Origin of the sequence: Curtobacterium oceanosedimentum (assembly GCF_020297365.1) — a bacterium.
Taxonomy (GTDB): Bacteria; Actinomycetota; Actinomycetes; order Actinomycetales; family Microbacteriaceae; genus Curtobacterium.
Genome location: NZ_JAIXIG010000005.1, coordinates 66671 through 87836 on the forward strand (window position 1 = coordinate 66671; position 21166 = coordinate 87836).

General features: G+C 73.2%; 15 protein-coding genes. 6 read left to right on the forward strand and 9 right to left on the reverse strand.

Annotation, left to right across the window (positions count from 1 at the left end):
* Nucleotides 1-59 precede the first annotated feature (59 nt).
* Nucleotides 60-5642: a glutamate synthase-related protein gene (locus LEL83_RS03490; RefSeq protein ID WP_225557785.1), complete on the forward strand. Its 5583-nt coding sequence runs from the start codon at nt 60-62 to the stop codon at nt 5640-5642.
* Nucleotides 5639-7429 (forward strand): sulfite reductase subunit alpha, encoded by a 1791-nt coding sequence (locus tag LEL83_RS03495; protein WP_225557786.1) that lies wholly within the window; start codon nt 5639-5641, stop codon nt 7427-7429. Before LEL83_RS03490 ends, LEL83_RS03495 begins: the two co-directional genes overlap by 4 nt.
* A gap of 364 nt (nt 7430-7793) precedes the next feature.
* Here the strand turns inward: LEL83_RS03495 and LEL83_RS03500 are convergent, their stop codons facing one another.
* The 7 genes from LEL83_RS03500 to mvk form a co-directional block, all read right to left on the reverse strand.
* Nucleotides 7794-8189, reverse strand: coding sequence for a DUF7882 family protein (locus LEL83_RS03500; protein WP_225557787.1), 396 nt, complete (start codon nt 8187-8189; stop codon nt 7794-7796).
* 8 nt (nt 8190-8197) lie between these two features.
* Nucleotides 8198-9355: an alpha/beta hydrolase family protein gene (locus LEL83_RS03505; RefSeq protein WP_225557788.1), complete on the reverse strand. Its 1158-nt coding sequence runs from the start codon at nt 9353-9355 to the stop codon at nt 8198-8200.
* A gap of 373 nt (nt 9356-9728) precedes the next feature.
* Nucleotides 9729-10892, reverse strand: coding sequence for a hydroxymethylglutaryl-CoA synthase (locus LEL83_RS03510; RefSeq protein WP_225557789.1), 1164 nt, complete (start codon nt 10890-10892; stop codon nt 9729-9731).
* On the reverse strand, nt 10889-11953 hold the full coding sequence (locus LEL83_RS03515; protein WP_198656663.1) for a hydroxymethylglutaryl-coenzyme A reductase family protein: 1065 nt from the start codon (nt 11951-11953) through the stop codon (nt 10889-10891). Before LEL83_RS03515 ends, LEL83_RS03510 begins: the two co-directional genes overlap by 4 nt.
* Complete coding sequence (locus LEL83_RS03520; protein ID WP_225557790.1) at nt 11946-13028, reverse strand: phosphomevalonate kinase; 1083 nt, start codon at nt 13026-13028, stop codon at nt 11946-11948. The genes LEL83_RS03515 and LEL83_RS03520 overlap by 8 nt, the downstream gene beginning before the upstream one ends.
* Nucleotides 13025-14023 carry a diphosphomevalonate decarboxylase gene (mvaD, locus tag LEL83_RS03525; protein WP_225557791.1) on the reverse strand — a complete coding sequence of 333 codons (999 nt, stop codon included), beginning with the start codon at nt 14021-14023 and terminating at the stop codon, nt 13025-13027. The genes LEL83_RS03520 and mvaD overlap by 4 nt, the downstream gene beginning before the upstream one ends.
* Entirely contained in the window at nt 14023-15003 is a 981-nt protein-coding gene (gene mvk, locus LEL83_RS03530; RefSeq protein ID WP_225557792.1) for a mevalonate kinase, read from the reverse strand. Before mvk ends, mvaD begins: the two co-directional genes overlap by 1 nt.
* Nucleotides 15004-15159: 156 nt before the next feature.
* Between mvk and LEL83_RS03535 the strand changes: the two genes are divergently transcribed.
* From LEL83_RS03535 to LEL83_RS03550, 4 genes are all read left to right on the forward strand, one after another.
* The gene (locus LEL83_RS03535; protein ID WP_225557793.1) at nt 15160-16716 is read left to right on the forward strand and encodes a Mur ligase family protein; all 1557 of its coding nucleotides are present in this window, start codon (nt 15160-15162) and stop codon (nt 16714-16716) included.
* A 36-nt stretch (nt 16717-16752) separates the two neighbouring features.
* Nucleotides 16753-17211, forward strand: coding sequence for a MarR family winged helix-turn-helix transcriptional regulator (locus tag LEL83_RS03540; protein ID WP_225557794.1), 459 nt, complete (start codon nt 16753-16755; stop codon nt 17209-17211).
* A 124-nt stretch (nt 17212-17335) separates the two neighbouring features.
* On the forward strand, nt 17336-17758 hold the full coding sequence (locus LEL83_RS03545) for an organic hydroperoxide resistance protein (protein WP_198656669.1): 423 nt from the start codon (nt 17336-17338) through the stop codon (nt 17756-17758).
* Nucleotides 17759-17785: 27 nt separating this feature from the next.
* Complete coding sequence (locus LEL83_RS03550) at nt 17786-18760, forward strand: zinc-binding dehydrogenase (protein WP_225557836.1); 975 nt, start codon at nt 17786-17788, stop codon at nt 18758-18760.
* 157 nt (nt 18761-18917) lie between these two features.
* Here the strand turns inward: LEL83_RS03550 and LEL83_RS03555 are convergent, their stop codons facing one another.
* Entirely contained in the window at nt 18918-19658 is a 741-nt protein-coding gene (locus LEL83_RS03555; protein ID WP_225557795.1) for a ZIP family metal transporter, read from the reverse strand.
* Nucleotides 19659-19727: 69 nt separating this feature from the next.
* A complete protein-coding gene (locus tag LEL83_RS03560; RefSeq protein WP_308009855.1) occupies nt 19728-21158 on the reverse strand; it encodes a sugar porter family MFS transporter in 1431 nt (476 codons plus the stop codon).
* Between the last annotated feature and the right edge of the window lie 8 nt (nt 21159-21166).

Below are 21166 nucleotides of genomic sequence, written 5' to 3' on the forward strand. Positions count from 1 at the left end.
AGCGCTCCATCGATGCAGCCTGGCCGTCCGCTGCCGGCAACGCCCCACTGGACCCGCACGTGAACCCCACCTCCTCCGGTCTCTACGACCCTGCCCGCGAATCGAGCGACTGCGGCGTCGGTTTCATCACCCGTCTCGACGGGACGCCGAGCCACGACGTCATCCGCAAGGGCGACGAAGCGCTGTGCTCCATCCCGCACCGCGGCGGCAAGTCCGCCGAGGGTGTCGGTGACGGTGCGGGCGTCAGCATCGACCTGTCGGTGGAGTTCTTCAGCGCCGTCACGGGCCAGCAGCTGCGCGCCGGGCACTTCGGCGTCGCGAACTGCTTCGTGCCGCGCGACACCACGCCGGACGGTGCCACCGACCGCGCCCGCGCGCTGGAGACCGTCACCGCCGCCATCGCGGCCGAGGGCTTCGAGCTCCTGGTCGTCCGTGACGTGCCGGTGGACCACTCCGTCGCCCGCCCCGAGGCCGAGCAGTACCAGCTGCCGATCGTGCAGTGGGTCTTCCGCGCGCCGGAGTCGTGGGAGCGGACCGAGGTGGACGCCGCCGCGAACCGCGCCCTGCTCGCGATCGAGGCGGTGTCCTACGGTCAGGCGGCCGCCGACCGCGCCGAGCACGCCGCCCTGTACCCGCTGTCGCTCAGCGCCCGGACCCAGATCCTGAAGGGCCGCCTGAACTCCGGCGAGGTGATCGGGTACTTCACCGACCTGCGCGACCCACGGCACTCGGTCCGGACGCTGTACTTCCACACCCGGTTCTCGACGAACACCGAGCCGCACCCGACGATGGCGCAGCCGTTCCGCCTGATGGCACACAACGGCGAGCTGAACACCGACCGCAAGAACCGGCTGTCCGACGACGCCCTGGCCCGTGCCCGCACGCGCAGCATCGTCCGCCCGCCGGGGCAGTCGGACTCGAGCCGGCTCGACCAGACCCTGCAGAGCCGCGTGTTCGACGACGGGCTCGAGATCGTCGAGGCCGTCGTGTCGCTCATGCCGCCGGCGTGGGAGAACGACCGCACCCTGACGCCCGACGTGCGCGACATGCTCGAGTACTTCTCGCTGTACGAGGAGAAGAACGACGGCCCCGCGGCCGTCATCTTCAGCGACGGTGACGTCGTGGGCGCGCGGCTCGACCGCCTGGGCCTCCGCCCGCTGCGCACCGTCGAGACCGCCGAGTACCTGATGGTGGCGTCGGAGGCCGGCCAGGTCGAGTTCCCTGCGGACGAGGTCCTGCACCGCGGGCGCATCGAGGCCGGCGGCATGCTCGTCGTCGACCACCGCACGGGCACCCGGATGCGCACGGGCGAGGTGCTGTCGATGCTCGCGGCCCGCCGCGACTACGGCACCCTGCTCGATGCCGCCCGGGTGAACCTCGACGACCTGCCCGCGCCCGCCTACCACCGCACCAACACCACCCTGGGCTACGACGGCGACCTGTCGCTCGCGGGGCGCTACGTGGCGTACTCGCTGAACCAGGAGAGCTTCCGGTTCATGCTCGACCCGATGCTGCAGAACGGGTCGGAGCGCATCTCGGCGATGGGCTACGGCAACGCCATCAACGCCCTGAGCGACACCGAGGGCGGCATGGCGAAGTACTTCTCGCAGCGCTTCGCCCAGGTCACGAACCCGCCGCTCGACTCGATCCGCGAGGCCGACGGCATGTCGATGCGCGTCACGCTCGGCGCGAAGCTGGACAGCGCCGCGCCCGACGGCACGGGCGCCCCGACGCGGCAGCTCGTCGTGCAGTCCCCCGTCCTCGGCCACCTGGACATGGTGCGGCTGCGCGACCAGGACGTCGTGCCGCTCGAGCGGTTCGACATGCTCTACGTGCCGGTGCCCGGCGACGAGCAGGCGAACGCGGACGCCGTCCGGACCGCGGTCGAGCAGCTCGCCGACGCGGTCGCGTCCTTCGCGGCGACGACCGGCGGCATCGCCGTGGTCACCGACCGTGCGGTGTCGTCGACCCATGCGCCCCTCCCCGTGATCCTGGCCGTGGCCGCCGTCAACCAGCGGCTCATCGAGACCGGTCTGCGCCTGCGGGTGTCAGTCGTGGCGGAGAGCGGTCAGCTGCCATCGTCACACCACGTCGCGACCGCGCTCGGCTTCGGCGCCGCCGCCGTGTACAGCCTGAGCGCGCGCCTGCGTGCGGAGGAGAAGTACCCCGCCGCCCCCGCACCCGCCGGCGAGCTCACCGCGACCGACCTCGCACTCAAGCGCTTCCGCAAGGCCGCCGAGAAGGCCCTGGCGAAGACCATGGGCCGCGTCGGCCTGTGCACCGCCGAGAGCTACATCGGCGGCGAGTTCTTCGAGCCGAACTACCTGGACACCGGCGACGACGTGCTCGCGCGGATCTTCCCGCACATGCAGGCCCCGGTCGGCGGCGTCGGCTTCGCGCGGATCGCCCAGGCGGCGACGGACTGGCACGAGCGTGCCCGCTCGGTCGCGTCCGAGGGCCAGGTCCCGCTGCTCGGCCTGTTCAAGGAGCGCTCGGACGGTGCCGGCCACTCGTTCGGCGTCGCGAGCGTCCGCGGCTTCGGCGGCATGACCGAGGAGCGTCCGGCCTTCGAGCGCTCCGGCGACTCGGACGCGCTGCGCCTGCTCACGCTCGGGCAGCTCGACGACTCGTTCGGCATCAGCGACGCCGCGTACCGGAACACCGGGTACGACCGGCTGAGCGACGCCGAGATCGACGCGCACCGCATCACGCCGGGCTACGTCAGGTTCCTGCAGACGACCCACGACGAGCGGTCGCGCCGTCCCGCCGCGCTCCGCGACGTGCTCGCCCTGCCCGCCGACGTCACCGGCATCGACGAGGCCGAGGACTTCGCCCGCGAGCTCGGGCGGTTCTCGACGAGCGGCAACGCCAGCGTCACCGTGCGCGGGCTCTCCGGCTCGCGTCCGGCGTCCCCCGACGGTCTCCCGGGAGGGACGGAGCGGTTCCGCCTGGAGCTCACGTCGACGGGGACCACGGGTGCACTGCGCCACGCGGCCCTGGCGGACGGCCTCGCGCTGCTGCACCCGGGACAGATCGACGTCGACGCCGTCGACGACACCCAGGTGACGCTCCGCGCCACCGGTGCGGCCGTCGCCCTGCTCGCCCTGCTGCAGAGCGCCCCGGCGAGCGTCGACCTGGCTGAGGTCCAGCCGGCCCACGAGATCACCCGGACCCTGGCGTCCGGCGCGATGAGCCACGGCGCCCTCGTCGCCACCGCCCACGAGGCCGTCGCGCACGGCACGAACATGGTCGGCGGCATGTCGAACAGCGGTGAGGGCGGCGAGCACCACTCCCGCTACGGCACCATCCGCGGCTCCCGCATCAAGCAGTTCGCCTCGGGCCGGTTCGGCATCTGGGCGGGCTACCTGGCCGACCCGATGCTCGAGGAGCTCGAGATCAAGATCGGCCAGGGCGCGAAGCCCGGCGAGGGTGGCCAGCTGCCCGCACCCAAGGTCACGGTGGACATCGCCGCGGCCCGTGGTGGCACGCCCGGCGTCGAGCTCATCTCGCCGCCGCCGCACCACGACACGTACTCGATCGAGGACCTCGCGCAGCTCATCCACGACTGCAAGGCCGCCCGCGTCCGGGTCATCGTGAAGCTCGTGTCCTCCGAGGGCATCGGCACCATCGCGGTCGGCGTCGCCAAGGCCGGCGCCGACGTCATCAACGTCGCCGGGAACACCGGCGGCACCGGAGCCGCTGCGGTCACCAGCCTGAAGTACGCCGGCCGCTCCGCGGAGATCGGCGTGGCCGAGGTGCACCAGGCCCTGGTCGCGAACGGCCTGCGCCAGAAGGTCACGCTCCGCTGCTCCGGCGCGCACCAGACCGGCAGCGACGTCGTCACGAGCGCCCTGCTCGGCGGCGACAGCTTCGAGTTCGGCACGACCGCGCTCATGATGCTCGGTTGCGTCATGGCGAAGAACTGCAACGTGAAGTGCCCGGCCGGCCTTACCACGAACGCCGAGGCCTTCGAGGGCGACCCCCGTGCGCTCGCGCAGTACCTGCTCAACATCGCCCACGACGTGCGGCAGATCCTGGCCCGCCTCGGCCTGCGCTCCCTGCGCGAGGCCCGCGGTCGCACCGACCTGCTGCAGCTCCTGGACCACCCGGCGAGCGTCGGCCGGCTCGACGCCCGTGCCCTGCTCGCCCAGGTGCCCGAGAAGGTCGTCACCGACCCGGAGTACCTGGAGAAGGACTACCGCACCGACGACGCGCTCATCGAGCGTGTCCGGGCCGCGCTGGTCGACGGACACGAGCACGCCGTACAGATCGACGACGTGGTGCTCGGCAACGCCGACAAGTCGGTGGGCGGCCAGCTCGGCATCGACCTCGAGCGCCTGCTCAACCACGAGCTGCGCGACGCCGACCTGTCGGCACACCCCGCCGTCGCCACCGACGACCGCGGACGCCGCCGCCTGGTGGACGGCGCGGTCACGATCCGCACGCACGGGTCGGCCGGGCAGTCGTACGGCGTCTTCAACAACGACGGCGTCCTGCTCGAGCACACCGGCACCGCGAACGACGGCGTCGGCAAGAGCCAGAGCGGCGGACGGATCGTCGTCCGCGCCCCGGGCGGCGGCAGCGCCGAGCAGGGCGGCAACGTGCTGGTCGGCAACTTCGCGCTGTTCGGCGCCACCGGCGGACGCACCTTCGTCGAGGGCGAGGCCGGCGACCGGTTCGCCGTGCGGAACTCCGGCGCGACGGCCGTGGTCGAGGGGCTCGGCGACTTCGGCTGCGAGTACATGACCGGCGGCGCCGTGTTCAACCTCGGGTCGTACGGCAAGGGGCTCGGCAACGGCATGTCCGGCGGGTTCCTGTACCAGTACGACCCCTCCGGCCGGGTCGCCGAGCGTGCCAGCACCGACTCGCTCCTGGTGTTCCCCGTCACCGACGGCGAGCGCGGCACGTTCCACGAGGACGCCGCCCGTCTGCTGCTCGAGTGGCACCTCGAGGTCACGGGTTCGGCCCTGGCCGAGCGCCTGCTCGCCGCGTGGGAGACCACCCGCGAGCACGTGTACGTCGGCATGCCGCGGGCGCTCCTGCTCAGCCAGGACGCCGACGCGATCCTCGCCGCCGCCACCCGACCGGAGCTGCTCGACGAACTCGCGGCCTCCGTCGCGACCGACAAGCTGCGCGCCTTCAAGGTCGACTACCGCGACCAGCGGACCGTGCTCGACGGCCGTGCCCCGGTGCTCGGCGACCAGGGCGAGGACATGTTCTCGCTCCTGTCGTCGTACACCGTGCTCGGCGTCGCCCAGGACGTGGCGCAGGAGCGCGTGCCGGGTGCCGCAGCCGGTGACCCCCGCGTGACCGAGGCGGTGCGGAACCTGATCCTGACCGAGGACTTCGCCGTCAAGCAGCGCGTCGTGAAGTACCTGCGCAGCACGTTCGACCGGTTCGCCGACGACGAGCTCGCGACGCTCATCGCCGTGAAGCGGCTCGACGACTCAAAGCGCGCCCTCGCGCAGCGGAACAACCGCAGCATGGACGCGCCCGGCACGACGGGGTGGATCATGCACCAGAACGCGAAGAACGCCGGGCGGCTGCGTGCCGCGCGCTTCGACGAGCTGCTCGCGACCGCGGCGCTCGAGGACATCGCCCGCCGCGCCTCGCAGGCCCCGACCGAGGCGGTGACCGCGTGACCACGCTCCCACCGACCGGGTCGCTGATCCCCGTCGACGCACCGTTCTCGGCCGCCCAGGAGTCCTGGCTCGCCGGGTTCATCGCGGGCATCGCCGCCGCCGGCAAGAAGGTCGCGGCGAGTGCGCCCACGACGACGGTCGACGTGCTCTTCGGCACCCAGACCGGCAACGCGGAGTTCCTGGCCGACGAGCTCGTCACCGGGGCGCGGGCCCGCGGACTCGGCGGTCGCGCCACCGCGCTCGACGCCGTCACCCCCGAGCAGCTCGCCGAGATGTCGCACGTGCTCGTCGTCACCTCGACCTACGGCGAGGGCGAGATGCCCGACAACGCCGGGCTGTTCTGGGACGTGATCCAGGCGAGCACCGTGCCGCGGCTCGAGGGCCTGCAGTACGCCGTGCTCGGGCTCGGCGACACGAGCTACGACGAGTTCTGCCAGGCCGGCAAGCTCATCGACACCCGCTTCGAGCAGCTCGGCGCGACCCGCATCCACGACCGCGTCGACTGCGACGTCGACTTCGAGGACCCGGCGGCGCTCTGGACCGCCGCCGTCCTCGACCGCCTCGCCGCCGAGGCCGGCGCGACGGGTGCACCCGGCGCGACCACGGGCGGTGGAGCCGGCGACGGCGCCACCGCGACCGGCGGGGCGGGCGCGAGCCGTGCCTCCCGACCGGGGTCGCAGTGGAACAAGCGCAACCCGTACCCGTCGCGGCTCGTCGAGAACCGGCTGCTGTCGCGGCCGCGCAGCGCGAAGGAGATCCGCCACTACGAGTTCGACCTCGGCGACTCCGGCATCGAGTACGCGGCGGGCGACGCCCTGGCGGTGGTGCCGGTCAACGACGAGGTCTTCGTGGCGAGCCTGCTCGAGCAGGTCGGTGCGACCGGCGGCGAGCAGCTCGACGGCCGGCCGATCACCGACGTGCTGCGGACCGACCGCGAGATCCGGACGCCCTCGAAGGACCTCATCGCCGACCTGGTGCAGCGCGCACCCGGCAGCGAACTCGCGGCCGTCGTGGCGCACGGCGACAAGCACGAGCTCGACCGCTGGCTCTGGGGCCGCGACGTCCTCGACCTGCTCCGCGATGCCGGACCGGCCGCCCCGGGCCTCGACGAGCTGCTGCCGAACCTGCGCCCCCTGCAGGCACGCCAGTACTCGATCTCGTCGAGCCCGCTCGCGCACCCGGACCGCATCCACCTGACCATCGCGTCGGTGCGCTACGGCGACCCGCACCGGATGCACGCCGGGGTCGCGTCGACGTTCCTGGCCGACCGGGTCGACCCCGACGGCGCGGTGGACGTCTACCTGCAGCCGAACGCCGCGTTCGGGGTGCCGGAGGACGCCTCCGCCCCGATGATCATGATCGGCCCGGGCACCGGCATCGCACCGTTCCGCGGCTTCCTGCACGAGCGTGGCGCCTCCGGGGCGACGGGGCGCAACTGGCTGTTCTTCGGCGACCAGCACCGCGACACCGACTTCGTGTACCAGGACGAGCTCACCGAGCTGCAGGAGCAGGGCGTGCTCGACCGCCTCGACCTGGCGTTCTCGCGCGACCAGGCCGAGAAGGTCTACGTGCAGACGCGGATGCTCGAGCGGTCGGCGGAGCTGTTCGCCTGGCTCGAGGACGGCGGCCACGTGTACGTGTGCGGCGACGCATCACGGATGGCGAAGGACGTCGAGGCGGCCCTGCTGCAGGTCATCCGCACCGGTCGTGGGCGCGGCGAGGACGACGCACAGGCGTACCTGGCCGACCTGCGCCGGGCGAAGCGGTACGTCCGCGACGTCTACTGACCGACGGGAGTGGGGAGACCGCCCCGGCCACGGAACCCGAATCCGTTGGCCGGGGCGATCCCGGAGGGGTGCCGGTCGAGGGGACGGACCGGCAGGAACAGCGGCGTGACGCGACCGGTCGGACGCGGTGTCCCGGTCTCTCGGGCGTCGAGTCCCCTGATCCGGGACTCCCGCCGTGCACGCTCTTCCGGCACCGGTGGTTGGTCGGTGCCCGGCGCGCACTGCGTCACGGCCATTCGGGTTCCCCTCCTGCCGCGGGTCCTGCCTGCACCGGTGCCTCGCGGCAGGTGCGGGGGGACGACAGTGAACCGCGGTGAGGAAACGGTACGTTCTGAGCGATTCGAACGGAACCCGTTGACCCGAACTACCGGGCCGTGGTAGCGCCGTTTGTCCCCGAAGCGTCGTCCGCGTCCCCTGGTGCCACGGCGCGGGACCACGCGGAGTCGGCGGCCGTGCTCGTGTCCAGGGGTTCGGGCACCAGGACGAGGCCCGACCCGGAGGTCGCCGAGCGGTACAGCTCCTCGAGCCAGCTGCGGTTGATCGCGGGGACCCGGCTGCCCGAGAACTTGAAGTGCAGGCTGACGCTCGGATGCAGCCAGATCGTGCTCCGACCGTTGCCGTGCACCACGTCGTCCTTCCACGAGAACGCGAAGCGGTGATCGCGGCGGAGCATGTTGACGATGACGATCTGCAGGTGCGTGAGCGCTCGGTCGTCGACCCGCAGGTCGAGCGGTCGGCCGTCGTAGATGAGCTGCCCCATGGGTCCTTCTACACCTGTGCACCGGTGTGCGGGAGCCGGTTCGCCCACGTCGTGATCGTCCGGTCGAACCAGACCGCGTCGACGTTGCGCTCCCACGCGTGCGCGGCGGGCTCGCTGACCGCCAGGGTGACCCGGTCCGGATGTGCCGCCGCGAACCGCTCGCTGACCGCGAAGGGCACGGTGGCGTCGCCGGAGGAGTGCACGAGCAGGGTCGGCGGCAGCGGGCGCGGTGTCCGCGACCAGGACAGCGCCCGGACGTCCACCGGCGACCGCAGGCCGACGAGCCGGCAGACCAGGGGCAGTGCCATCGCCCCGAGCGCGGCGGACACGACCGGACCCGGCACGCCGGCCCGGGCGGCCTGGGACCGGATCGCGGCCTCCCAGTCGAGCGCCGGCGCGACGAGCACGAGTCCGGCGATCCGGTCGCGGTGGGCGGAACGGGCGAGCAGCTCGTGCGCGATCGTCGCGCCCATCGACCACCCCACCAGGACAAGCCGCTCGGCTCCGTCCGCCACCGCGTGGTCGAGCGCCGCCTCGACGTCCGCCCACTCGCGGGTGCCGAGGTGCGAAGCACGCCCCTGCCACGGGGCCTCGCCGTCGCCACGGAACGACGGGACGATCGACGTCCAGCCGAGCGCGAGCGCCGCGGGGACCGTCCGGAGCGCCGTGACGCGGGTGGTGCGGATGCCGTGCACGTGGACGGCCCAGGTGCGCGCGGCGTCGCCGTCGGCAGCGCCGGCGTCGTCAGCGTCCGGGCGGACCACCCACGCCGGGGCCGGCCCGACCGGGGTCGGCACGGACACCTCGGACCAGTCGACCCGCATCGCCGCCGGGTCGGGGTGCACGTGCCCGCTCCAGCGGATCCGCGACGGCACGCCCCCGGTCGTCCGCACCACGGCCCGACGCACCACGCCGGCCGCCTCGTCGACCTCGAGCACCGGGCCGACCGTGGTGTGGCCGTCACCGTCGTGCCACAGGCCGTACTCACCCGGGCGCACGGTGTCCTCGGTGATCGGCAGCGCGATCGCGTCCGTCGTCGCCTCGAGCACCGGCGTCCACCGGTCGACACCGGGCAGCACGATCCTGCCGACGATCTTCCGCAGCACCACCAGCGCCGCCGCCGGCACCGCCAGTGCGCCGAGCGCCCACCACCACCTGGTCGTCATCGGGTCGTCCTCCAGGGTCACGGGTCGAGGTGCACCGCGGCCCGCACCCGGTGCCGGCCGACGATGCGCCGGACCCCATCGTGGTGCACACGGGCCGCGGGCGCCCCGCCCACGTCGCTGTCGCGGGTCAGACTACCGGGGCGCCAGCACCGGCCGAGGAGCCGTCGGCGCCGTCCGCCGGTGCCGTCCGACGACGCCGCCGGAGCGGCCGCAGCGCCGCCCCGGCGGCCGACGTCCGCAACGGAGCCACCGGCCGGACGGGAGGCACGCGCCGGGCCCGCCACAGGCCTCCCGTCCGTCCCGCGCAGCGGTCCCGGACCGTGGCGCGGACGCGGCCGATCCCGCCGGTCCGCCCCGGACGGGTCCGCGGGGGCTACGCCTGCTGCGCGGTCGACTCGTAGTGCCGCGCGCCGCCACGCACACCGGCGAACCGGTACGGCGCGGCCGTGACGCGGGGGCGCTCGACGTCCTCGCTGGTGGCCGCCCCGGCAGCGTGGAGCTCCCGGTAGGCGTCGACCGTCAGCGGGACCCGTGCCCCGAGCAGTGACCGCACGCGACCCCGCCGGCGGTGCTCCTGGTAGTCCGCTCGCACGACGCCGGTGATCAGCTCGCCGACGCTGCCCGACCCGTAGCTGAACAGGCCCAGTCGCTCGCCGGCCAGGTCGTCGTCCAGGTCGAGCAGTGCCGCCAGCCCGATCCAGAGCGACGCCGTGTACGTGTTGCCCGTCTGCCGGTTGTAGGTGAAGCCGACCGCCAGGTCCGACTCGTCGAACGGCTGGTCGAGGTGCTGCGTGAGCTTCCGGTGCGCCTTGATCGCCATCTTCGTGAACGGCTGGTGGTGCACGAACCGGGCGATGTCGGTGAACGCCGGGCCGCCCTGCGACACCAGGTCGTCCCAGGCGCCGACGAAGGCGTTCACGTACGCGCTGACCGACAGGCGACCGTCGACGAGCGCCGTGGAGCGGTCGTTCGGTCGCCAGAAGTCGTCGACGTCGGCCGTGTAGACGCCGGCCGCCGGCTCGATCTCGATCAGGTCGGGGTCGGCGGAGATCAGCATCGCCGCGGCCCCGGCGCCCTGGGTGGGCTCGGCCGGGGTGTCGACGTCGTACCGTGCGACGTCGGCGGCGATGACGAGCACGCGTTCGCGCGGGGCTCGGGCGACGATGCCGAGGGCGAGCTGCACCGCGGCCGTGCCGCCGTAGCAGGCCTGCTTCAGCTCGACGACGCGGACGGCCTTCGGCAGCCCGAGCAGCCCGTGCACGTACACACCGGCGGCCTTCGACTGGTCGACACCGGACTCGGTGGCGAACAGCACCGTGCGGATGCCCTGGACGCCGTGGCGGTCGATGATCTCCTTCGCGGCGGCGGCGCCCATCGTGACGATGTCCTCGTCGGGGGCGGGCACGCTGAAGGCGTCCTGGCCGATGCCCACGTGGTACTTCGCCGGGTCGACGCCCAGGCGCTCGGCCAGGTCGTCGAGCTCGAGCACGTGGTGCCCGGTCGCGATCGCGATGTCGTGGATGCCGACGCCGGTCATGCTGCGCCTCCCGCCGGCTTCGTGCCACGGCGTTCCATCGCGACGTGGGCGGCCATCAGCTCCCCCGGGTTGGTCTGGGCGGCCAGGAGCGAGAGCTCCCCGCACAGGACCGTCGCGGCGCACAGGGCGGCGAGCCGGCGGGCGTTGGCGCCGGGCTCACGGTCCTCGCGGCACCCGAGCCGCACCAGGGCGTCCTCGACGACGGGCAGGTCCCCGCCCTTGCCGTTGCCGACCGTGCCGACGATCAGGTGCGGCAGCGAGGTCGAGAAGTACAGGTCGCCGTCGCGGTCCTCGGCACTGGTGATGCCCTGGGAGCCCTCGACGATGTTCGCGGCGTCCTGCCCGGTCGCCAGGTAGAAGCCGAGCAGCATGTTCGCGTAGTGCGCGTTCGCCGAGCGGATGGCCCCGGCGATGGTCGACCCGATCAGGTTCTTCGCGATGTTCAGCTCGACGATCTTGGCCGTCGACGACCGCAGACGCTTCTCGACGACCTCGCCCGGGATCACGATCTCGGCGATGGTGTTCCGACCGCGGCCGCGGATGCCGTTCACCGCGGTGGCCTTCTTGTCCGTGCAGAAGTTGCCCGAGACCGAGACGTACCGCAGGCCCGGCTGCCAGTCCAGGATCGCCGGCAGCAGCTTGTCGGCCGCCTGCGTGACCATGTTGTGGCCGGAGGCGTCACCGGTGGTGAACGCGAAGCGCAGGAACAGCAGGTCGCCGACGATCTCCGGGTGCACCTCGATGAGCTTGGCGAAGCGGCTCTGACCGGACACGATCGCGGCGAGCTCGTCCTGGCGCGCGAGGATCTGCCCCGCGGCCACGTGTGCGGCCGCGGCGCTGTCGGCCCGGACCACCACGGAACGGGTCATCCGCTCGTCGACGACGGTCGCGACGATGCCGTCCTCGACCATGCGCGAGATGCGGGCGCCGCGGCCGACCGACGGCCAGAGCGGCGACTCGTACGTCGCCAGGGGCACCTCGTGCTCACCGGTGACGGCGTTGCCGCTGACGCGGATCGGGCCGACCCACTTGGTCGGGATCGGTGTGAGCAGGTCACTCATCGAGGGCTCCTTCTGGTGCTCGCACCGCGACGCTGAGGTGTCTGATGTCGTGCGCCTCCCAGGCGCGGTGGATGCCGGCGGGGTCGGTGTCCGCCGGGACGAGCGCGATGCCGCAGTCGCCGCCGCCGGCGCCGGACGGCTTCGCCGCCCCGCCGGCCGCCTCGACGACGTCGCACAGGGTCGCGAGTCGCTCGGTCTCGATCTGCGAGCCGACGGACGCGCCGAGGCGCTGCAGCAGCCCGCGGGCGCGTCGCAGGGCACCGAGCGTGCGCTCGGCGTCACCGGTCTGGAGGCCCGTGGTCAGGTCGTCGACGGCGCTGCGGCTCTCGTCGAGGAACGCCTGGTACCCGCCGTTGCGGTGCCGACGCACCACGTCGACGAGCTTCGTGGTGGACGCGGGCGAGCCGGTCCAGCCGACCAGGAGCTGCAGGTTCTCGGGGGCGGGCAGGCGCTGCACGTCGAAGCCCTGCCAGGCGTCCGGGTCGGTCAGGATGTCGGAGACCGTACGGTCGTCGAGCAGCGAGGTCAGTCGTTCGCGGTCCGGGGCGCTGTAGCGCAGCCAGCCGCCGAAGGTGCTCGCGGCGAGGTCACCGCCCGAGGCGCGGGGGTTCACCCGGATGGTCGCGAGCAGCGCGACTTGGAACCGCTGACGCTGCGTCAGGCCGATCTTGTAGAAGCGGTCGAGGGCGCCGACGGTCGCGACGGTGACGGCCGCCGAGGACCCGAGGCCGAACTTCCGCCCGCTGGCGTCGTCGAGCTGGCTCTCGATCCGCAGGTCGTGGAACCGCGGCTCGATGCCGTGCTCGGCGCGCAGCTTCTCGACCAGGTCGATCGTCGCCATCACGTAGTCGTACGGGTGGTGCTCCCGGTCGAGCGCGAGCCCGTCGGTCCCGCGGGTCCACGTGAGCGGCAGGTGGCCGTACTCCTCGGAGTGCACGCTGCCCGCGCCGTGCCCCTCGGACACCTTCGCCGTGATGGCACGGTCGAGGGCGATCAGGACGGACGGCTGACCGGGCTCGACGACGGCGTACTCGCCGGCGACGAACAGCTTGCCGTGGGCACGGAACTCGATCACTGCACGGACTCCTTCTGCTCGGGATCGCTCCCGGTGTGTTCGGAGCGGAGCACCCGCGCGGCTGGTCCGGTGCCGGACTCGATGACGTCGCCGAACGACGCCAGGGCGGTCGCGACCGCACCCCGGTCCTGCGGCCTGGTGAGCACGACGACGTTCGGGCCGGCGTCGGCCGTGGCGTACGCCTCGGTCCCACCGGCACGCAGCTCGGCGACGGCGTCGAACACGGCGACACTGCGTGCGTTGAGGTAGCGGATGGGCGGGAAGGCGCCCTCGATCGTCGCGTGCATGCGCAGGGCGTTGCTCTCGGTGATCTCCCCGATGCGGGTGAAGTCCCCCGCGGCGCACGCGGCGAGCATGTCGCCGACCGTCTCGGTGGTCGAGGTGACCCACGCCGGGTAGAACGGCGAGGTCGCGATCGTGCGGCGCATGGCCTCACGCGAGCCGATCGGCTTCGGACCGGCGTCGATCGTCACGACCACCATCGCCATCGGCGGGGCGGGGATCGTCTCGGCGAACGAGCCCTGGTCGTCGCCGGCGTGCCAGACGGACACCCCGCCGGGGATCGACCGGGTGGCCGAGCCGGAACCGCGTCGGGCCAGGCGGGACAGGTCGCGCTGGGACAGGTCGAGGCCGTACGCGGCAGCGGCAGCGGTGGCGAGCGCCGCGAACCCCGAGGCGCTCGAGGCGAGGCCGGCGCCGGTCGGCACGGTGTTCTCGGACACGACGGAGGCGTGCTCGGTGGACCCGGCGAGCTCGCGCACGAGGTCGAGGAACTGCTGCACCCGCACCAGCGCACCGTCGTCGACGACGTGGCCGTTCAGCGTGAACGCATCACGCGCCTCCTGTCCGCCGTCCACCGTGACGGTGGTCGTCGTCGGGAACACGTCGAGCCCCATCGAGACGCTGCCCGTGGCGGGCAGCGCGAGCTGCGCGTCCGCCTTCCCCCAGTACTTGACGAGGGCGATGTTGGGGTGCGCGACGGCGGTGGCGGTCATCAAGCGCGGGCTCCGATCGTGGTGGTCCAGGTGGCTGCGGCCCCTGCGCCGCGGAGTGCGGCCGCGATGCGGTCCGCGTGGTCGTCGTCCGCGGCGAGCGCGAGGACGCACCCGCCCCGCCCGCCGCCGGTGAGCTTCGCGCCGAGGGCGTCCGCAGCACGTGCGGCGTCGACGAGCCGGTCCAGGTCGGCACTCGACACGTCGAGTTCGCTGAGCAGCCCGTGCGCGGCGTCCATCGTGACACCCAGCGCCTGGGCGTCGCCGACCTCGAGTGTCCCCCGCGCGCGACGGGCGAGCGCGCCGATCCGGTCGATCACGGCGCCGACGCCCTCGGGATCGGCGTCGTGGTGCGCACGGACGGCCGACACGGCCTCGCGGGTGTGACCGGGGACCCCGGTGTCCGCGACGACGAAGGTGAACCGCGCCCCGAGCGTGACGGGCTCGATCCGCCCGCTCTCGAACCAGACCGGCGCGGACGCGACGACGCCCCGGGCATCGAGGCCGGACGGCCGCCCGTGGGCGACGCGCTCGCACGCCTGGATGAGCTCGTGGTGGGTCTCGACGTCGAGCGTCTCGCCCAGGGCGTCGGCGACCGCTGCGGTCACGGCAGCGGCGACCGCGGCGCTCGACCCCATGCCCCTGGCGGTCGGCACCTCGCTGTCGACCCGGACGTGGACGTGCCGGTCGCTGACCCCGAAGTGCTGCAGGGTCGCCGTGACGGCCGTGACGGTCGGCATGACGGCCGCGGGGGCCAGGTCGAGCGGCCCGGTGTGCACCGTCGACTCCAGGCTGTGGCCGGCTCCGACCGCGTCCGCGGGCACCGGGGTGACCGTCGCGACGACCCGGACGTCGAGCACCGGCAGCACGAGTGCGGGTGCGCCGTAGACCACGGCGTGCTCACCGATCAGGATCGTCTTGCCGTGGGACGACGCCGATCCGCTGCCGGGGGTCGTGGTGGAGGTGTGGTCGCTGCTGGTCATCGTGGGTCACGTCAGCCTAACCGTCCGGGCCCGCGGCGTGTTCGCGGTGCGCCCTGGGCGGACGGCCGTCACCGGGGTCGTCCGCCCCACGTGGTCCTGGGACCGCGCCCCGGAGGCGCGGCGCACCATCGGGGTCCCCCACCACGAGGAGCCGTGATGCCGCACGCGTCCTGCCAGACCCGCACCCGCCCGGTGCGACTCGACGAGCTCGCGTCGGCGCTCGGCGTCGACAGCCCGGGTGACGGCGTGGTGACCGGCATGGCGCTCGCGACCGACCAGCTCCGCCCCGGCATGCTGTTCGCCGCGCTGCCGGGTCGCACCGTGCACGGCGCGGAGTACTCCGGCGCGGCGAGCGTCGCCGGCGCGGCCGCGGTCCTGACCGACGCGGAGGGGCAGGCGGCAGCGCGGCGCAGCGGGCTCCCGGTGCTGGTCGTCGCGGACGTGCGGGGACACCTGGGCACGGTCGCCCGCATCGTCGCCGGCACCGAGACCCTGCCGTTCCCGCTGTTCGGGGTGACCGGCACGAACGGCAAGACCTCGACGGTGCACCTGCTGCACGCCCTGATGCGCGGCCTCGGCTGGCGGACGGCGATCAGCTCGACGGTCGAACGCCGGATCGACGACGACGCGGAGCCCAGCGCGCTGACGACACCCGAGGCGCCCGAGCTGCACGCCTTCCTGGCGCGTGCGGCCGACCGCGGGGTCGACGGCGTCGCGCTCGAGGTGAGCGCGCAGGGGTTGTCCCGGCACCGCACCGACGGCGTCGTGCTGGACGTCGCGGGCTTCACCAACCTGTCCCACGACCACCTCGACGACTACCCGGACATGGCGGCGTACCTGGCCGCCAAGGCGGTGCTCTTCACGCCCGCGCGCTCGCGTGCCGGCGTGGTGTCGCTGGACTCCCCGGCCGGCCACCGGATCGTCGCGCAGGCCACGATCCCGGTGACGACGATCTCGACCGACCCCGCGGCCGGCGCGGACTGGACCGTCCGGGTGACGGAGCAGCGGCCGGACGGGACCCGTTCGACGCTCACGGCGCCGGACGGCACGACGCTCGACCTCGACGTCCCGCTGCTCGGGGTGCACATGGCGGCGGACGCCGGCCTGGCCGTCGCGATGCTCGCCACGTCCGGGGTGCCGCTGTCCGCGCTGCGCGACGCGACCCGCGGGTGCCTGGACGTCGTGGTGCCCGGGCGGATGGCGGACGCGTCGGCGGCGACCGGCCCGCGGGTCTTCGTGGACTTCGCGCACACGCCCGACGCCTTCGCCAAGAGCCTGGCCGCCGTGCGCGCCTTCGCACCCGGTCGGGTGGCCATCGTCGTGGGGGCGGACGGCGACCGTGACCGCAGCAAGCGGGCGGCGATGGGAGTGGTGGCGGCCGAGGCAGCCGACGTGGTCGTCGTCACCGACCACCACCCGCGGTTCGAGGCCCCCGCACCGATCCGTGCGGCGATCCTCGCCGGGGCGCGGTCGAGCGGGCACGACGCGCTCGTGGTCGAGGAGCCGGACCCTGCGCGGGCGATCCGCCGGGCCCTGGCGGAGGTCGGTGACGACGGGGTCGTGTACTGGGCGGGTCCGGGACTGACCGACTACCGCGACGTCCGCGGGGTGCACGTGCCGTACTCGTCGTTCCGGGACGCCCGGGCTGCGCTCGCCGAGGCGGGGCACCGGCCGGGCACCCGCTGCGAGTTCGCCTGCGAGCCCTCGATGTAGGTTGCGCACAACTCGGTTGCGTGCCACTGTGGATGCATGCCCGTGACCGACGAGATGGTGTGCTTCTCCCTCTACGCGGCGTCCCGCGCCACGACGCAGGCGTACCGCACGATGCTCGAGCCCTGGGGCCTGACGTACCCGCAGTACCTGGTGCTCGTCACCCTGTGGGTCGAGGGCGACCAGACCGTCTCGAGCCTGGGCGAACACCTGCAGCTCGACTCGGGCACCCTCTCGCCGCTGCTCCGCCGGATGGAGCAGCACGACCTGGTGCGCCGCGAACGCCGCAGTGCCGACGAGCGCGTCGTCACCGTGACCGCCGGCGACCGGGGCCGTGCACTGCGGTCCGAGCTGAGCGGCATCCCCGCCCGCATCGCCGCCGGCACGGGTCTGACGGACGACGGTGCCGCCGCCGAGCTCATCGCGACGCTGCACCGGCTGACCGAGACCATGCACGCCGCGGCCGACCCCGCTGGCGCCGGCGCCGTTTCGCGCTGAGCGACACCTCACGCCCACGGGCGCCCGTGAACTGTCGCTCAGCGCGAAAGCACACGACGCACCACGCCGCACCCGCCGCACCAGCACCCTGACTGCACGATCCGCCCCACAAGGAAGGAACCCCATGGAAGCCCTCTACACCGCCGAGGCCCTGGCCACCGGCGAAGGCCGCAACGGCCACGTCGCCACGAGCGACGGCACGGTCGAGTTCGACCTCGCCATCCCGAAGGAGATGGGTGGTTCGGGCAACGGCGCGAACCCCGAGCAGCTCTTCGCCGCCGGCTACGCCGCCTGCTTCCACTCCGCGCTGCAGGGCGTCGCCCGCAGCCAGAAGGTGAAGATCACCGACTCGTCCGTCGGCGGACGCGTGCAGATCGGCCCGAACGGGAACGGCGGCTACCAGCTCGCCGTCATGCTCGAGGTCGTCATCCCCGGCATGGAGCACGACCAGGCCCAGGCCCTCGCGGACGCAGCCCACCAGGTGTGCCCGTACTCGAACGCCACCCGCGGCAACATCGACGTCACCATCGTCGTCTCGGAGGACTGACCCATGAGCACCACCACCCCCACCACCATGCGCGCCGTCGTCCACGAGACGTTCGCCGAGCCCGCCGACGTCCTCGAGGTGCAGGAGCGCCCCGTGCCGACGCCCGGCGCCGGCGAGGTCCTCGTCCGCACGGTCCTCTCCCCCATCCACAACCACGACCTGTGGACCGTGCGCGGCACCTACGGCTTCAAGCCGGAGCTCCCCGCGGCCTCGGGCACCGAGGCGCTGGGCGTCGTCGAGGCCCTCGGCGAGGGCGTCACGGAGCTCACCGTCGGCCAGCGCGTCGCCGGCGGCGCCTTCGGCGTCTGGGCCGAGTACTACACCGCGAACGCCGCCGGGCTCGTGCCCGTGCCGGACGCCATGACCGACGAAGCCGCTGCGCAGCTCGTCTCGATGCCGTTCAGCGCCATCAGCCTGCTGCACTCGCTCGACCTGCACGAGGGCGACTGGATCATCCAGAACGCCGCGAACGGTGCGGTCGGCCGCATGGTCGCCCAGCTCGGTGCCGCCCGCGGCATCAACGTCATCGGCCTCGTCCGTCGTGCCGAGGGTGTCGAGGAGCTCCGCGCCCAGGGCGTCGAGCGCATCGTCGCCACCGACGCCGACGACTGGAAGGACCAGGTCGCCGCGATCACCGGTGGCGCCCCCATCGTCGCCGGCGTCGAGTCCGTCGGTGGCAAGGCCGCCGGCGACATCGCGTCCGTTCTGGGCGAGAACGCCACCCTCGTCGTCTTCGGCGCGATGGCGTCGCCGACGCTCGAGATCCCGTCGGGCAAGGTCATCTTCGGCCAGCTGACCGTCAAGGGCTTCTGGGGCTCCGTCGTCAGCCGGACGATGCCGGCCGAGACGAAGGGGCAGCTCTTCGGTGAGCTCATCACCCGCGTGCTCGACGGCTCGCTGACGCTCCCCGTCGCCGAGACGTTCGTGTTCGAGGACGTCCGCGACGCGGTGCGCGCGAGCGACACCGCCGGCCGCGTCGGCAAGGTGCTGCTGCGCCCGTAGCGCGACCAGCGACGGACGGGAGGCCCGGTGCCAGCTGGCACCGGGCCTCCCGTCCGTCCGAGGCGCGTCCGCCACCCCGTGCGCGACGATCCACGCGTCGAACGACGCGTGCACTGTCGGAACATGCGCCCGCACCAGACGCCGGCGCGCGCGCTCGTCAGCCGCCGATGACGTGGATGCCGTACGCGGCGAAGAAGCCGATCACCGCGATGAGCCCGGTCCACGGCCCGGTCTTCCGGAACGCCTCGGGCAGCATCGTGTCTGCGAGCATCGCCAGGATCGCACCGGCGGCGACCGCGGTCACGGCGCTCTGCACACCCTCGGGAGCCTGCCCGAGGATCGCGTAGCCGCCCAGCGCCGACAGGGCGCAGGCCAGGGCGATCGCGCCCCAGACCGTGAAGACGTACCGGGCTCCGCGGCCGTTCGCCTTCATGTCCGACGTGCTGGACAGCCCCTCCGGCAGGTTCGAGATGACGACCGCCGCGACGACCGCGATCGACAGCGAGCCGCCCGATGCCAGCCCGACGCCCTGCACGGCGGTCTCCGGGATGCCGTCGAGCAGCGCGCCGAGTGCGATCCCGAGGCCCGTGCCGGAGGCGGCCGTCGATCCCGAGCTGCGCTTCTTCCGCGCGCCGCGGCGCTCCAGCAGCACGTCGAGTCCGACGTAGACGACAGCACCGCCCAGGAATCCCGCCATCGCCGTCCAGAAGGTGCCGGAGCGGGTGGCCTCGGCGACCAGGTCGAAGGACAGCGCCGAGATGAGCACGCCGGCGCCGAAGGCCGTGATGGTGGCGACGAGGGTGCGGGGGACGTGGACGAACCACGCGACGGCGGCACCGACGACGAGTGCCAGCCCCGAGGCGAGACCGGCCCCGGTGGCGAGGAGGAGGGGATGCACGGGGTCGAGTGTAGGAAGCGGGTGGTCCGCGCGTCCCAAGGTGCGCCGGGCGCGCGTACCGGGCGCCCGTCAGGCGTCGCGGCCGGCGGTGAGGCTCTCCTCGACCTGTTCGAGGGTGCGCCCGCGGCTCTCCGGCACGAACCGCCGGACGAACACCAGGGCGAGGAGCCCGACCACCCCGAAGCCGAAGAACGTGCCGGTGATGCCGACCGTGGCGACGACGGTCGGGAACCAGAGCCCGATCAGGGCGTTCGCGGTCCACAGGCAGAACACCGCGATCCCCATGCCGAGGGCGCGGATCTGCGTCGGGAAGATCTCGGACAGGATCACCCACGTGGCGATGTTGAGGAACGTCTGCATCGACCCGACGAACGCGACGACGAGGAACAGGATCACCCACGGGCGCGCCGGGTTGCCCGGGACCAGCACCATCGACGCGGTGCCGATCAGGAAGTGGCAGACCGTCGTGAGCGAGTACCCCAGGACGAGCGTCGTCCGGCGGTCCATCCGCTCCATCGTCGAGAGGGCGACGATCCCGCCGATGACGGCGATGACACCGGGCGCGATGGTCGCGACGAGCGCAGCGGACCGCTCGAAGCCCGACTCGACGAGCACGATCTGGCCGTAGTACATGATCGAGTTGATGCCGGTCAGCTGCTGGGCGACCCCGATGCCCGCGCCGACGAGCACGATGCGGACGAGCCAGCGGTTGCCGAGCACGGTGCGCCAGCCGCTGGTCCGCTGCCGGGTCGACTCGCGGTCGTGCGCACGCTCGACGTCGGCGAGTTCGGCGCGCGCCCGCTCCGCCGTCCGGACCTGGCCGAGGACCGCGAGCGCCTCGTCGTGCCGGCCCCTGGACGCCAGCCAGCGCGGCGACTCCGGCACGCGGAGCATGCCGACGAACAGTGCGACGGCGGGGAGCGCGCAGACCGCCAGCATCACGCGCCAGACGCCGTCGTGTTCGCCCCACACGGTGCCGATGACCGCGTTGACCAGGAACGCGGCGAGCTGTCCGATCACGATCATGAGCTCGTTCCGCCCGGACAGGGACCCCCGGACCTCGTACGGCGCGAGCTCGGCGAGGAACACCGGGACGACCGTCGACGCCCCGCCGACCGCCAGGCCGAGCAGCACACGGCCCACCACGATGACCGCGAAGGTCGGCGCGGCGACGCAGACGAGCGTGCCGACGAAGAACGTCACCGCGAGCAGCAGGATGGTCCGACGACGCCCCCAGCCGTCCGCGATCCGTCCGCCGAGCACGGCACCGAACGCGGCTCCGAACAGCAGGGAACTCGTGACGACGCCCTCGGTGAGCTTCGTCAACCCGAGCTCCTGCTGCATCGGGAGCAGAGCACCGTTGATCACGCCGGTGTCGTACCCGAAGAGCAGTCCGCCGAAGGTGGCGACCAGGGCCAGCACGCCGAGACGTCGGCGGTGCGGCCCGGTGCCGAGCGGGGGGATTTCGACGGCGGAGGCCGTCGGGCGCACGTCGACCACCGTCGGCG

Coding starts and splice junctions, on each gene's coding strand:
- LEL83_RS03550 (WP_225557836.1), top strand. CDS start 17,786: ATGCGCGCCGTCGTCCACGAGACGTTCGCCGAGCCCGCCGACGTCCTC.
- LEL83_RS03510 (WP_225557789.1), bottom strand. CDS start 10,892: ATGACCGGCGTCGGCATCCACGACATCGCGATCGCGACCGGGCACCAC.
- LEL83_RS03515 (WP_198656663.1), bottom strand. CDS start 11,953: ATGAGTGACCTGCTCACACCGATCCCGACCAAGTGGGTCGGCCCGATC.
- LEL83_RS03540 (WP_225557794.1), top strand. CDS start 16,753: ATGCCCGTGACCGACGAGATGGTGTGCTTCTCCCTCTACGCGGCGTCC.
- mvaD (WP_225557791.1), bottom strand. CDS start 14,023: ATGACCGCCACCGCCGTCGCGCACCCCAACATCGCCCTCGTCAAGTAC.
- LEL83_RS03535 (WP_225557793.1), top strand. CDS start 15,160: ATGCCGCACGCGTCCTGCCAGACCCGCACCCGCCCGGTGCGACTCGAC.
- LEL83_RS03545 (WP_198656669.1), top strand. CDS start 17,336: ATGGAAGCCCTCTACACCGCCGAGGCCCTGGCCACCGGCGAAGGCCGC.
- mvk (WP_225557792.1), bottom strand. CDS start 15,003: ATGACCAGCAGCGACCACACCTCCACCACGACCCCCGGCAGCGGATCG.
- LEL83_RS03505 (WP_225557788.1), bottom strand. CDS start 9,355: ATGACGACCAGGTGGTGGTGGGCGCTCGGCGCACTGGCGGTGCCGGCG.
- LEL83_RS03500 (WP_225557787.1), bottom strand. CDS start 8,189: ATGGGGCAGCTCATCTACGACGGCCGACCGCTCGACCTGCGGGTCGAC.